The organism is Prevotella sp. C0209C1 (assembly GCF_056583855.1).
Map to the genome: position 1 here is coordinate 31,163 of NZ_JBWPJP010000008.1, position 15,303 is coordinate 46,465.

At 36.1% G+C, this 15,303-nt stretch carries 9 protein-coding genes and 1 pseudogene; 6 read left to right on the forward strand and 4 right to left on the reverse strand.

The window, feature by feature from the left end; all coding sequences use genetic code 11:
- Positions 1 to 8: 8 nt before the first annotated feature.
- The 4 genes from AC1DCD_RS03440 to AC1DCD_RS03455 form a co-directional block, all read right to left on the reverse strand.
- The gene (locus tag AC1DCD_RS03440) at positions 9 to 3,431 is read right to left on the reverse strand and encodes a UvrD-helicase domain-containing protein (RefSeq protein ID WP_464640294.1); all 3,423 of its coding nucleotides are present in this window, start codon (positions 3,429 to 3,431) and stop codon (positions 9 to 11) included.
- A 21-nt stretch (positions 3,432 to 3,452) separates the two neighbouring features.
- The gene (locus AC1DCD_RS03445; protein ID WP_464640292.1) at positions 3,453 to 5,513 is read right to left on the reverse strand and encodes a DUF5686 family protein; all 2,061 of its coding nucleotides are present in this window, start codon (positions 5,511 to 5,513) and stop codon (positions 3,453 to 3,455) included.
- 89 nt (positions 5,514 to 5,602) lie between these two features.
- Positions 5,603 to 7,090 carry an MBOAT family O-acyltransferase gene (locus AC1DCD_RS03450; RefSeq protein ID WP_464640332.1) on the reverse strand — a complete coding sequence of 496 codons (1,488 nt, stop codon included), beginning with the start codon at positions 7,088 to 7,090 and terminating at the stop codon, positions 5,603 to 5,605.
- An 87-nt stretch (positions 7,091 to 7,177) separates the two neighbouring features.
- Positions 7,178 to 8,584 carry an SGNH/GDSL hydrolase family protein gene (locus AC1DCD_RS03455; protein WP_464640290.1) on the reverse strand — a complete coding sequence of 469 codons (1,407 nt, stop codon included), beginning with the start codon at positions 8,582 to 8,584 and terminating at the stop codon, positions 7,178 to 7,180.
- A gap of 198 nt (positions 8,585 to 8,782) precedes the next feature.
- On the opposite strand from AC1DCD_RS03455, the pseudogene AC1DCD_RS03460 reads away from it, so the two are divergent.
- The 6 genes and pseudogenes from AC1DCD_RS03460 to AC1DCD_RS03485 form a co-directional block, all read left to right on the forward strand.
- Positions 8,783 to 10,066 (forward strand): annotated as a pseudogene (locus AC1DCD_RS03460) (malic enzyme-like NAD(P)-binding protein); the annotation flags it as partial.
- A 183-nt stretch (positions 10,067 to 10,249) separates the two neighbouring features.
- The gene (locus AC1DCD_RS03465) at positions 10,250 to 10,930 is read left to right on the forward strand and encodes a hypothetical protein (protein ID WP_008450275.1); all 681 of its coding nucleotides are present in this window, start codon (positions 10,250 to 10,252) and stop codon (positions 10,928 to 10,930) included.
- A gap of 85 nt (positions 10,931 to 11,015) precedes the next feature.
- Positions 11,016 to 11,876: a LicD family protein gene (locus AC1DCD_RS03470; protein ID WP_464640288.1), complete on the forward strand. Its 861-nt coding sequence runs from the start codon at positions 11,016 to 11,018 to the stop codon at positions 11,874 to 11,876.
- An 85-nt stretch (positions 11,877 to 11,961) separates the two neighbouring features.
- Positions 11,962 to 13,551, forward strand: a complete 1,590-nt coding sequence (locus AC1DCD_RS03475) for a phosphotransferase (RefSeq protein ID WP_464640286.1) — start codon at positions 11,962 to 11,964, stop codon at positions 13,549 to 13,551.
- On the forward strand, positions 13,548 to 14,522 hold the full coding sequence (locus tag AC1DCD_RS03480) for a DMT family transporter (RefSeq protein WP_464640284.1): 975 nt from the start codon (positions 13,548 to 13,550) through the stop codon (positions 14,520 to 14,522). Before AC1DCD_RS03475 ends, AC1DCD_RS03480 begins: the two co-directional genes overlap by 4 nt.
- Positions 14,519 to 15,217, forward strand: a complete 699-nt coding sequence (locus tag AC1DCD_RS03485; RefSeq protein WP_464640282.1) for a sugar phosphate nucleotidyltransferase — start codon at positions 14,519 to 14,521, stop codon at positions 15,215 to 15,217. Before AC1DCD_RS03480 ends, AC1DCD_RS03485 begins: the two co-directional genes overlap by 4 nt.
- Positions 15,218 to 15,303 lie beyond the last annotated feature (86 nt).

Below are 15,303 nucleotides of genomic sequence, written 5' to 3' on the forward strand. Positions count from 1 at the left end.
CCGTTTTTTTAGTTTTCCTTGCTTACTACTTCCACTACTTCTCCACGCATAACATACCACAGATAGCCCGATATGTTACAATAGCCCATCTTCTTAAGAAGCTGCATATAACGTTGCACCTGCTCATGATATTCCTTGCGAGGACTACCAAACTTATAATCTACCACCACCACCTTGCCTTCTTTCATTATAACACGGTCTGGACGCTGCTCAAAACAGCTATCGGTAGTCTTGTCATACTGCAAGATAGCACACTCGTTATATACCTTCCACTCTTGAGAAAACCATTCCTTCACCTGCTCGTTATTGATGGCTGAGGTTATCTGCTGCCTCAGCTCTTTAGATGAAACGTCGTCGTTATATATAATCCCCTCTGCTTCTAAAGCCTGCAAATGGGGTTCTATATCGGCAAAGGTCTTTATAGAAGAAAAAATATTATGCAACACGCTACCCACCTGCATATACCTTTGCCTCTTGCTTACCTCTTGCCCATGTATAAAAGCATCGCTCTTATTACTTTGGCGAAAGCTCACCGCACTGTTAAAAGTTTCTATATCTAACTCCTTAGCTTGTGGCACTATGGTGAAGGGGTTTAGCATAGTCTTTTCTTGGCTTTCTGTTTTATCATATTCAGCTGCTGGTATAAGTGTGCCAAAGGTAAAGGTTATAGGCTCGTCGGCTCTTTGCTGTTCATGTTTATCCTCTTCTACGTATTCTGCTTTTTGCAGCTCTTTTCCTAAAGTCTCTAAGCAGTGCCATAACAGATAGCTACGCCTGTTGCTGTCATTAATATTCTTACCTGATATAAAAAGGTTTTTCCCGGCTCTTGTAAATGCTACATATAGCAGGTTAAGATTATCTATCACGTTTTGGAAATGCTCTTCTTTATAATCGGAAGCAAAGGCACTGTTTTCTAAATCTTTTTTAAAAGATACTGGTATTATAGGTAGTTCAGAGAAAGGTGCTTCTTTTTCCTTGCCATCTACCCAAAAGATAGTAGTCCACTTTTCTAACTCCCAGTCGCAAAAAGGTATCACTACGTTATCAAACTCTAACCCTTTGCTTTTATGAATGGTTAGAATGCGAATGCCATCAACATCTTCTGTCTGTATATTCACCCCACAAAGGTTATCGTCCCACTCCTTAATGAAATCGTCTATGTCTGATGTGTTATTACTCAAATAGTCGTTAAGAGTATCGTAGAAGGTACTTATGTACGCGTTTTCAGTGGGCAGATTATGAAGCTGGAAAAGGTGATAAAGACGGTCTACCAAGTCTACCATAGATAATCGCAATAGCTTATCTCTTTCTAAGACATATTCTTCTGGCAAGAAGCCGTTAAGATGTTTTGCTATAAAATCGGCTTTTTTCTCATAATAATTCTCATCGTATGGTATATCTACAACATCTGAAACTAATATGTGTGTGCGCTCTTTAGCAAAATCTTTATCATGGTTTATCACCTTATAATAAGCTCTTACAAGTTTTGCTCTTGTCAGATTGTCATAAGGCTGTACTATCAAGCGAAGTGCCTCTACTAATATGTTTACTGCCAACGATGCATCTAAGCGAAACGCCTCTTCAGATACTATTGTAATGTCCCTACCCCATGGCGTGGAGTTGATAGTAGTTACTATATCGGCTATCTCACGTTTGCTACGCACAAGAATGGCTATACTCTTCTGTGCATATCCCATATCAAGCAGCCGCTTTATGTTATCAGCCATGTCGCTTAGTATCTTTGCGTTATTATCAGCATCTTTACCGTATAAGCTGGCATGCACAAAACCTCTCTCTTCGCTCTTCGCGCTCTGCTGTTCTACATCAGAATAGGCAAGTTTTAGCTTATCGATCTGCAGTGTGGACAAGTGCTTGGAATTAGAAGAAGTAGTTTTTTTACTATTATCATCGGTGATACTATCCTCTGTTTGGGCATAAACATTAATGGCTTGAGAGAAAAAAGCATTATTAAAACTAATAATATTTTTCTCCGAGCGGTAATTGGTAGCAAGCGTTTTCACCTCTATGGAAGAAGTGTCTACGTAGCTTCCTTGAGAGGGCTTAATACTTTCCTCTATGTTGTTAAGCAGCTCCCAGTCGCCTTGCCGCCACCTGTAAATGCTTTGTTTCACATCGCCCACTAAAAGATTATGCGACCCTGCCTCTGCCATACAATTAAGTAAGAGCTTCTTAAAGTTGTCCCATTGCACCCGCGAGGTGTCTTGAAACTCGTCTATCATGATATATTTTAGCATTGCCCCGATACGCTCAAAGACAAAAGGAATATCGTTATCTTTCATCAGATTCTTTAAAAGCGACTGTGTGTTACTTAACATAAAACGATGATTCTCCACATTATCTTCTTCCACCTGCTTTGCTATCTTATGCAAAAGGCGCAACTTAGAAAAATGAAGCAACACTACCTTGCAGGTGTTATACCTCTTCCAGCCCGCTATGCGGTACGCCTCCATGTCGTACACTATCTTGTTTAAGGCTATGCTCTCTACAAAGGAGTTGAGGCTGTCCTTGTCTGCTTTCTTAGAACATTTAGATGAGTTCCATTGCTTCTTACCATCTATAATTTGTTGTATGGGGTTATATACATCGCCACTCTCTATCTGTCCTTTAGATAGCTTTACGATATACTTATAAGGATAGGCGGCAAAATAGCTGGTTGGGAAACCACTCTCAGCAATGAGCTGCACTATCTTTTCTGCCTTTTCCTTAATATTTTTTTCATACGCATCGCGTTCGCTTCTAAGAGTTTTTATAAAATAAGCTGAAAGGTTGTTGTCCTTAAAAAAGCTATCTAACTGCTTTTCATGTGTCTTATACAGCTCATCAAAGATTTTTTTACCAAACTCTTTAATGTCTTTTACCACATTCCAGTTTTTGTCTTCCTCTATATTAGATGATATATAATCGTCTATCCACTTTAAGACAGGGTCGTTTTCTTTAAGGTTATCAATGAGTTCGTCTACAGCTTTCGCTTCCACTTGTGCTGTGTTAAGGTCTACCCTAAGGTTAGCCGTTAGTCCAAGCTCTTTGCCAAGATTTCTTAACACGGCTTGAAAGAAGGCATCTATGGTCTGCACTCTAAAGTAATGGTATTCGTGTGTTAGCTTTTCCAGCACATAAAGGGCATTATTTCTTATAGTGGCTTCGGTCAATGCAGTGTTAGCCTTTACCTTCTCAAGATAGCTTTTAGACGATGCCAACCCATGCCCTATACCATATAGCTGTGAAAGTATTCGCAGCTTCATCTCGCTTGTAGCCTTATTAGTAAAGGTTACGGCAAGCATCTTGTTATAATCCTCTGGATATTTTACAAGTATTGAGATAAACTCTACTGTGAGCGTAAAGGTCTTTCCCGACCCCGCTGATGCCTTATATACTGTAAGTGTCTTGTTACTATTTGCTATACTCTTCATTACAAAATGTCATCTATACATTTACCAACCTTTAAAAAGCTCAAAGCCAAACTTTATTCCTATCCCCTCATATCGACGGCGGGAGAAGCCTGTAAAGACAGCCATTGAGAACAGCCTGTTAGTGAAGCTATACCCTACCTCTGCATAAGGGAACAAATATTTTACGCCTAATATGCTCATATAAACACGCTCCTTCTCTATTACCCTTCCTACAAAGGGTAACCACGACAACACTAACAACGGGCTTTCGTAAGTAACGTTGCCTCTTACATAAAAAGGAGAGGCGTTATACCAGTTAGAGTTTAACAGCTCAAAGCCCCCACTCCATTCGTCATGCCACCCTTGAGGTATATAGTTTTCGCGAAAGTTATAATAATCTAAAAAATAAGTAGCTCCCTTCCTACTAAAATATCCACCTGCTCCTATACGAAAGGACCATGCCCGCATACAAGGCAAGCCGTAGATATATTGCATATCTGCCTCTAAACGGCTATATAGAACGTTACCCCCAAACATCTTTACCCCATGCTCATACTGTGCTGCAACAGCAAAAGGAGCTTTACGCGTAAAAGGATACCACAACACCGATATAAAAGGAGCTATGGACCTATAAACCTTTGGTCTTCCCACTATGATAAAGCCACTATTATCTATGGCTGAACGATTATGCATAGAGATACCACCCTTTAAAGATAACCTTGTGTAAAGGACATCATAAGCAGCTGTTAAAGAGATGCTTGCATCTCTAAAGTAGTCGAGATTCATACTCTCCCAGTCTATCGTATCGTTATGGACTGACTCCTTTATGCTATCTAAGACACGAGAGTCTGTTATCCTATTGCCGTTAGAAAACTCTACTTTTACATATCCATTCCTATCATCATTAAAGGTATATGTTATAGGAAAATTATAAAACAACTGTTTTTGCTTAAAGGAATAGCCCATGCGCAAACGCCCATAAATGTCGCTATTACTATTAAAAGCATATCCTGCCCTTATATCTACCTTATAAGATACACCCTTTTTGCGGCTATAACTAAAATAAAGCGGATTTAAGATAGGAGCTATACGCATATATCCCTTATCATTATCTATAGGTGTGTAGATGTCATTAAGGATATTATCGCCTATAATATCCCAAAATATTGTTTTTAACCAATTCTTTTTTGTAGATACTATTACTGTGTCTTTGCTTTTATCTTGCTCTCGAGGGTAATAGGCTTTTATTAGTTCTTCCTCATCGTGGCTTAAGCCTGTGGGGCGCAAACGTGCCATAAGCATCACATCCTGCGAAGAGTCTATACTGTCAGAGAGCGTTTCTGGCATATCATAATAAGTATCTATAACAGCCTTTATATGATTTCCCACACACTTAATAGAGGCATCTACCTTACACTCTCGTGGAAAGATTACGCCATAGCCATCACTGCCCATTGTGCCTTTTATAGTAAAATGGTTCATATCGCTTTCGCCCTCTAAACTAAAACTTACTATACGACCCGTAGAAGTAACTATCTTTGCCCAGCCATGCCTTATAAGCTCGGTATGTATGCGTTTGCTTTTAAAGGTTAAGAGCGTAAGCGAATCGTTAATTTCGGTGAGCTTATATGAGTAATATCTATAATTCTTAACATTTAAAGGCGACAGAATCCTTTCACGAAAAACCTCTGTTTCGTAAATCCGTGGGGATACATAATCGAGCAAATTATAAAGGACCATACGCCCATGATATACCGTGCTTAAGAAAATGTTTCGCCTAACGCGCTTCGCTTTATCAGGAAACAGCACCTCATGGGCATAACTCTCTATAACAGCCTTACGCCTACCGTCCTTCATCATATAAAACATAGTGGGGATACCTATAAAGGTAAAATTGCGTTTCTTTACATCTATGAAACACTTTCTATAAACGTTCCTTTCTAAAGAGTCTGGAAAAGATGCTTTTACCTTATCACCATAAGCAGTTACACGTAACAATAACACCTTTTCTTTTTCGCCAGCTTTAGCCACTATAACAGCAAAAAAAACAAGGAAAAGCACCAATACCTTTTCTTTGACAGATGTTACCTTTACTTTATTCATGTGAGAACAAAGATAATAAAACTTGCAAGAAAAAGCAAAGAGCTATCTAAAAAAAGCAAATGGCTCAATACTTATTTACCTGTTTTAGCTCAAAACTGAAAATAAATAAACGGCTGCACCTCAGAGCTTTTTACCTGCATAATAATAAAGATAACCACTACCACGGCTATAGCAGCACCTATAACACCCGTGCGCCTAATAAGCTTAATGCCTGCCTCGTGCCATGAGAACGGCAGCCAATGACTAACCAAAGCAAAGAGCATGAGCAAAAACACATACTTATAGGCTACAAAAACATCTGGCAGCACTGCAAGATTAAACTTTGTAAAGATCTGACTAACCATAACCTTTACCGAATCGAAACTCCCACAACGAAACAGCAACCACGAGAACGTAATAACATGAAAGGTTATAAACACAGAGAAAAACCTCTTTAACCCTTTAGGGTGATAACGCTTATCATGGTGTAAGACTGTTTGCGACCAAAACTTATGTATACAAACAAACAACCCATGCAATACACCCCATACTATAAAGTTGAGCGAAGCACCATGCCACAAGCCACAAGCAGCCATGGCTATCATCTGGTTAAGATACATACGCCACTGCCCATGACGATTACCACCCAACGAGATGTAAACATAATCGCGTATCCATGTAGATAGAGAGATGTGCCAACGGCGCCAAAAGTCGGTCATAGAGTCGGCTTGAAGTGGAGCATTAAAATTGTCAGGAATAGTAAAGCCGAGAAGCAAAGCAATGCCTATGGCCATATCAGAATAGCCCGAAAAGTCGCAATAGATCTGAAAACAATAGCCATAAAGACCTAACAAGACCTCACCGCCTGAAAACAAAGAAGGGTTATCAAAGATACGATCTACAAAATTAGCCGAAAGATAATCGGAGATAACAGCCTTTTTAAACAAACCTATGATAATAAGAAAAACCCCTTTGGCAAACATTTCGTTAGAAAGGCAAAGCGGCTTACGTATCTGAGGAACAAAATCGTTAGCACGTGTAATAGGACCTGCTAAGAGTGTAGGGAAAAAACTAACATAGAAAGCATAGTCCATAAGGCTGTTTAAAGGCTGCATCTTCCCTCGATAAACATCTATAGTGTACGACACTGCTTTAAAAGTATAAAAGCTAATGCCTATAGGAAGGAAGATGTCCCATGGCTGAAAATTATTACCTATCATCTGGCTCACCATAGACGAAAAAAAGTTAGTATACTTAAAGTAAGCCAACATACCTAAGTCTATAACCAACGAAAGGCACAACCACACCTTCTTCTTATTACTTTGGGCAATACGACGGGCAATATAAAAATCGGAAACAGTAATGACTACTAACAACAGAAAGTATAAACCACTACTCTTATAAAAGAAATAATAAGAAAAGAGAGTTACAAACAATAAGCGAGCCGACAACTGTTTGCGCAAAAGACAATAACACAAAAAGAAGACTAATGCTACAAACAAAAAAGCACCCGATGAGAAAAGCAGCGGATTACGAGGATCGTACTGCACGACAGTTAATACCCTTGAGGCATCTATAGAAGAGAAATAACCTGACATATTAGCATATAAGCTACAGAAAAAAGCCACTATATTATCGATAATCTTATTAAAATCCATATTATTTTTTATAACACAAAAGACTTACTATTTACCCTTTCCCTCCATAAGCTCCTTACGGCGAACATAGTTTTTCTGCCCTGCCACTATCGACTTAAAGATGCGGTTTGCCAAAAATCTACCACCTTTATAGTTAATATGAGTATAATCCTTACTACCCATATCTTTCTCATCTACAAGACGTAGCATAGACCCTGCACCACCTATGGCATTAAACAAGCTATAAAAGCCCACCTTGCTTTCCTTAGATAGCTTCTTCTGTAAAAGCTCCAGCTCTACTATTCCTTTCATAGTGCCATTGTTAGAGGCTTTCGACCCACGATCAGGCACACCCATAATAAGAATGGATGTTTTAGGGAAAGAACGCTTAAAAAGAGAAATAACATCACGCATCTTACCTGTATACATTTTTAATCTCTCTTCGGTAGTATTAGCATTTACAGCATTAACACCAAACTGAAATACTATTAAGTCGTAAGGACGAATAGCCGCAAAACGCTTTAACATCTCCTCGGGCAGCTTTGCAAGCGACACCCCATCAGAGCCACGCATACTAAAATTGTCTACCACAATACCCTCTAAACCTTCTTGCGCAGTACCAAAGAGTATGGCTTTTTTACCATCTACCTTAATAAGCGCATTAGAAGTATTGCCCTTTAGCTCTACTTGCTGCACATTAGAAGACGGAGAAAGAACCACCCTTTGATGCCTTCTTCCATCTATCGTAATATCTACAGTAGCCCCTGCCATAGGGCGTAGATATAGCTTTGTAGAGTTCCAATGGTCGGTATGCTTATATTCGTGCACAACAAAAGGCGAGAGAGATATTTGCCCCTGAGCAGTTAAGGTATAGTAACGCTCTGATATAGCAGCCTTTGACACATCGTACGAAGCAGGCTTTTTTACCATATGCTCCACTAAACCAGAGTATTTATGAGTAGTGGTGTGCTTATACTCATTAATATCGTTACCAGCATCAAGCCACCCTACACCACAACCGCCATACTTACGTTGCAAAAGCTCACGAAGGTCGGCAAGCAAGATGTCGCCTTCTATATAAGAATCGCCAAAATAAGCTATCCTTACAGCACGACCTAATTTCTTATGAGCTGACAGCTTTGATATAGCATCATAAAAGTTATCTAAAGAGTTGTTAGTATTTATGCCATAATCTATAATAGGCTCTATGCCTTTACCCCATTCTTCTTTAAAAGAAATAATATCTCCTTTGCTCGTTTTCAGCTTAATGACATCGTTTTGAGATGTTATTATAGCAGCGTTTGCTTTATTTTCTTTTATAGTTAAATCGCTTAATATATCTATCTTACGAAGCTCTGTACCTGCTATTTTTATAGTAGGGATAAAGTGAAGCAACGTTAACATTATTATTACTAAAGCTACAAGCAATAGCGGCTTATAAATATTACTCCTCATTCGTTACGCCTTGTCTTAAAACACAAGGACTCTTTTTAAAGAAAAAACTATATTATTATATTATGTGTTATGAAGGGCAAAATTACAAAAAAATTATGAATACTCACATCGTTTCAACGTTAATTTGGTAACTTTGCAACATTGACAAATAAAAGATAAGCGTAGCAGGATAAAAACAACAAATTATATCAAAACATTATGGTTAAAGTAACTAAGGAGGCTGCCTTGAAATATCATAACACAGGGCGCCCGGGAAAAATTGAAGTAAGACCAACAAAACCTTTTAGCACACAAACCGACTTGAGTTTGGCTTATTCGCCAGGCGTGGCATACCCATGTTTAGAGATACAGCAAAATGCAAACGATGTTTACAAATATACTAATAAAGGTAATCTGGTAGCAGTGATAAGTAATGGCACTGCTGTTTTAGGGTTAGGCAACATAGGAGCTATGAGCGGTAAGCCAGTCATGGAGGGAAAGGGCTTATTGTTTAAGATATATGGCGGTATAGATGTGTTCGACATAGAAGTGGCAGAGGAAGATCCGGAAAAGTTTTGTGAAACAATAGAACGCATAGCACCTACCTTTGGAGGCATAAACCTTGAAGACATCAAAGCACCTGAATGTTTCTACATAGAAGACAGGCTAAAACGCACTTTAGATATACCCGTCATGCACGACGATCAGCATGGCACGGCTATAATATCAGCCGCAGGGCTTAAAAACGCCTTAGAGGTGGCAGGGAAAAAGATAGAACAAGTAAAGCTTGTTGTGAATGGTGCTGGTGCAGCAGCTATATCATGCACAAAGCTATATATAGCACTTGGACTAAAAAAGGAAAACATCTTAATGCTCGATTCTAAAGGTGTTATAACCACAGAGCGTAACAATCTCACCGCAGAAAAAAAGCTCTTTGCCACTACACGCAACGATGTACACACCTTAGAAGAAGCTATTAAAGGGGCTGACGTCTTCTTAGGATTATCAAAAGGTAAGATATTAACAAAAGACATGGTACGCTCAATGGCAAAGAACCCTATTGTCTTTGCTCTTGCTAATCCGGTACCAGAAATATCTTATGAAGAAGCCTTTCAGGCAAGACCAGATGTCATAATGTCTACAGGACGCTCTGACTATCCTAACCAGATAAACAACGTCTTAGGCTTCCCCTACATCTTCCGCGGAGCTCTTGACGTAAGCGCAACAGCTATAAACGAAGAAATGAAAATGGCTGCCGTTACAGCCATTGCTGACCTTGCAAAGCAGCCTGTTCCACAAGAAGTAAAACAAATATACAACAACAAAGACCTTACTTTTGGAACACACTATTTCATTCCTACCCCTGTAGACCCACGCTTAATTACAGAAGTAAGCTCAGCAGTAGCTAAGGCAGCTATTCAAAGCGGTGTTGCACGCAAAAAGATAACCGACTTTGATGCCTACAAAAAACATCTACAGCAGCTTAGAGAAAACGCAACAAAATAAAGATTATACACATCTTATATATTATATGTAAAGGAGCTATATCAACACATATAGCTCCTTTTTTTACATCGTAACATATATAATTTTACCTATTATAAAGAAGAAGATAAAAAAACAAATATAAAACTTTGGATAAACCCAAAAGAAATACTATCTTTGCCAAAAAGCAGAGAAGTGCTTATGATCACACAAGACAATTTTAACATAGAATATACAGACCCTATAGAGGTGCAACAGATACGCCACTTCGTATGTAAAGAGATAAGTAGGCAGATTCATCGCTATATAAAAGGTATGCATGGTAGCAAGCAACAGATGCTCTTATTTGAAGAACATTTAGAAGGACTATCCTTAGATGAAAAAGAAACTGTCATTGCCCAATATCTTGATCTTAACCGCAAAGCTTTAAAGGGTTTAGACATGAAACTTGTTTTAGCACGAGCCATGGCTAACTATTGTGATACTTATAGCTACCTTCTTACTCTTATAAACGATAAGCGAAAGGTGGTAAAATACCTACAGCTTATAAATGATATATATATAAGGTATCATAAAGTATTTGAAGAAAACGGGAAATTTGGCATTTCAGACTATAAGGGCAATATCGTTGTAACCCCTAAGTATAAGTTCTTACGCGCCTGCTATATGTATGTAGATACCTTCCAAATGCTACCTATCATAGCACAGAAAGACGACAAGATGGGGCTAATACTACCTGATGGCAAAGACACTATCATAGCCCCTTTCATTTACGACTCTATTACCCTTAGGGAAGAACCTCCTTATTTCGATGCAAAATGTAAAGGAAAACATATTTACTTAAACGTAGATGGTAGTAAATATGTAAAACAAGAAAAATAGGGAAAATACCTAACAATACACTTATATATATATTATAAAACATTAAGAAGACAGCATAATTATTTTAAATGTCAAGAATATAAAAATGGACAAACTATTACAAAAGAAGCTATTATCCTTATTTAAGGAATTTACTCTGTTCTGTAAAAAAAACAACTTGACTTATTATGCCGCATATGGAACTGCAATAGGTGCTGTACGCCATCATGGAATAATACCCTGGGATGATGATGTTGATGTTTGGATGCCACGAAAAGATTATGAAAAGCTCTTAAAACTAAAAACAACTCTATTAAAAACAAACTATGAAATTATAAATATAGAAAATAAAGGATATTATCTTTATTTTGCTAAATTTTGTAATCGTAATACCTCCATTATAGAACGTGAAGGAGAGCCTAATATAGGTTTATATATCGACATATTCCCCTTAGATAATTATAACACAAGTAGGGGGGGGTATTTAACTAAATTTAACAATGCTTATCGAATACTTTGGCTACTTTATGGGCATAGTAATCGTAATTATCATTGGCAGGAAATAAAAAAACATCTTTCTCACAAAGAATTTTCTCAATTATCTATTATTTTATTAGATAATCTTCTAAAAATTATTCGTATACCTTTAAAATTTATTATTACAAAAATAAATAATTGGGTAAAATCTGTACCATTCACAGGAAAAGTTTGGATGTATAGTATTATCAAATCAGAATGTAACATTTATCCTTCTTCTTGGTTTGGTGAAGGGATAAAAGTTCCTTTTGAAGACTTTGAAGTAATACTTCCTATAGAATATAATAAAATTCTACATATTATTTATGGCGATTATATGACACCGCCAATAGATGCAAATCGCACATCACACCATTCCAGATATTTTATAGATTTAAACCAAAGATTATCAAGGAGTAATATCATTAAAAAACTTTATAATCATAAATAAAGACTCAAAACAATGCTCTTTTTTATATTAACATCTTTGATAATAGCGTTCAAAATTTCAACATCTTTCTATCATCTACTTTCTCATGATTAATACGGCAGTAATCTTAGCAGCGCGCAAAGAGAGAAGTTCAAAGACACCTTATCCTCTATTGCAATTTTATGAAAATACTAATTTAATAGATCGTACATTATCTATTCTAAATGAAATTGGTGTCGAAAATATTTATTTAGTTGTTGGGTATCAAAAGGAGCTCTTCCTCGATTATCAGAAAAAAGGAATTTCATTAATATATAATGATAAATATGCTTATACCTCATCAATGGCATCATTAGCCTGCGCAGAGAAGTTAATACATAACGATTTCCTTTTAATAGAAGGTGATACTTTCTATGAAAAAAAAGTAGTAGAACAACTATCTAAAATAGATAAAGGAAATTGCTTCGTTATAACAGAAGAGTCTGGTAATGGAGATGAAGCTTTTGTAGAATTACAAGAAGGATTTATCACTAAGCTGAGTAAGGATAAACATCAAATGACACGCTTCGACGGAGAACTTTTGGGAGTATGTAGAATTACAGCAGATACGTATAAAAAAATGATAGACTGCTGGAAACAATGTTCTAACCCTTATTTAAATTATGAATATGCGTTTATGGATGTTACTTTACCGTTACAACGTCCATGCTTACAACTAAAAAATCTAATCTGGGGAGATGTTGACACAGACAATGATTTCCACCGACTTAGAGAGTATACATATCCTATGCTGCGTCGTAAAGAAAACCCTTTTGATTATGAAAATATAGTTAGTTACGTTCAAAATATATTTTCTAAACAAGATGTGGCTAAATATATAAAAATAGAGCAAATAGGTGGAATGTCTAATAAAAATTTCAAGATTTTATTAAACAACCACTCATATGTATTACGTATACCAGGTTTAGCTTCAGAAGAAATGGTAAATAGACGCTTTGAGGAACAAAATTCTATTTTAGCCTCACAAATTGGTATCAATCCAACTATTAAATACTTTAATTTACACACAGGTATTAAATTAGCAGATTACATAAAAGGAGCTGAAACTTTAAATTCTGGCACTATACAGCGCGCAGATAATATTAAAAAAATAGCAAATATTTATCATACCTTACACTATTCAAAAGTTAGGTTTTACAATGATTTTAATGTCTTTGCAGAGATTATTAAATACGAACAAATATTAAAACGTTTAAATATACATATGTATGATGGGTATGATAATATTCGAGACAAAATATTTGAATTAGAATATATGCTCAATGATATTGGTGTACAACTTATGCCATGTCATAATGATGCTGTACCAGAAAACTTTATAAAAGATATTGAAGGTAAATTATATTTAATAGATTGGGAATATTCTGGTATGAATGACCCTGTTTGGGATTTTGCCGCCTTGTTTTTGGAGGCTAACTTTACTCCAGAAAATCAAGATATGTTTTTATATTTTTATTATGGTGATAAATTGCCACTAAGAATAAAAGAAAAAATACATATATACACAATTCTTATGGATATATTATGGGCTATGTGGACAGTTGCAAAAGAAGCTAAAGGAGACAACTTTGGAACTTATGGTATAGACAGATTTCATAGAGCTATTAAAAATATTAATAAAAAAGGATTATTATGAAAGTTCCTCTTTTTAACAAGTATTGCATAGGCTATACTACAGGTATAGGATCAGGAATGACATGGGGGCTTGATACTGTTATTATAGGTTTAATTATGGCTATGCCTCCATTTACGACCCACACTTTGCTAATATTTAAAGGTTTTCTTGTATGTAGTATGCTGCACGATGCTTTTGCTGCCATATGGATGCTTGCTATTGAAATAAAAAATGGTGAAATTAAATATTTCCCATCTGCTCTTAAAAGTAAAGATGGAAAATATTGCATTTTAGGGGCTTTTTTTGGTGGTCCTTTAGCTATGAGTTTTTATTTTATGTCAATATCTACAAGTGGTCCCGCCTTAACAGCTACTGTTACAGCGTGCTATCCGTTATTAGGATCCATCATGGCAGTATTCATCTTAAAAGAGCATATACAATTAAAAGGTTGGCTCGGATTATTATTTTGCATAGCAGGTATTATTTTTATAGGATTTTCACCTAAAGACAATACATCTACTAATATATACAATGGCATCATCTTATCACTTGTAGCATCTATAGGATGGGCTACAGAAGCTGTTGTATGTGGATATGGTATGAAATCTAATCGCATACACCCTCGCATGGCATTACTCATTCGAGAACTTACTTCCGCACTAATTTATTCTCTTTTGGTAGTACCTATTACTTTAGGTAGCTATATAAATATGGTGAACAGTTTAAAAGAAATATTCTCTTATCAGCTTTGTTGGCTTTTTTTTATTATAACAGCATTTCTTGGCATGAGTTCTTTCCTTATGTGGTATACATCTATTAACCACATCGGAGCTTCTAAAGCACTCTGCTTCAATGTAACTTACTCTATTTGGGCTGTAATATTCACTTTTTTAATATTACACACAACACTTACTTTTAATATTATTATAGGTGCTATAAGTATCATTGTTGGAGTGTCATTATCTACATTAACAAAACATAAACAAAAATGAATGCAATTATTTTAGCAGCAGGTAAAGGTACTCGTTTAAGACCTTTAACCAATGATTGTCCCAAATGTATGATACCTGTATGCGGTATTCCTATAGTTGAACAACAAATTAGATTTTTACATGAAGTTGGGATATACGATATTATCTTAGTTTCAGGATATAAAGCTAATAAACTTCATAGACTAAAACAAAAGTATGGAGTTAATATTTTACATAATAATAAATACAATATATACAATAATATCTACTCTCTATATCTTGCACAAGATTTTTTTAGCAATAGCTATATTCTTGAAGGTGATATTTATATGCACCGCAATTGTTTGCAAAAAGAAATACAAACTTCCACTTATTTTTCAAGAGTTGTGGATGATTTTAAAGATGAGTGGCAGCTAATTCCAGATAAAGATAAGTTTCTTAAAAAAATTATAATAGGATCTGGAAAAGGAAATATAATGTCTGGCATTTCATATTGGACTGACTCTGATGCAAATCTTATAAAAAAAGAAATATCACAAATTATAAAAAATAAAGATAGTAAAGATCTTTTTTGGGACAATGCCGTTTTAAATATTTATACAAAATTAAATATTCACATACAGACAGTAAAAGATATTTATGAAATAGATACTGTTCAAGATCTAAAAGCTATTGAAAAAAATATTATATTTAGGGAATCACAGCTAATTCCCTAAATATAAAACTCAGTATAAAAAACTGTAAAAGCGGACTTTCCCATATCATATATTTACAAAGGTTAGATTCAACCTCAAAAAGCAAC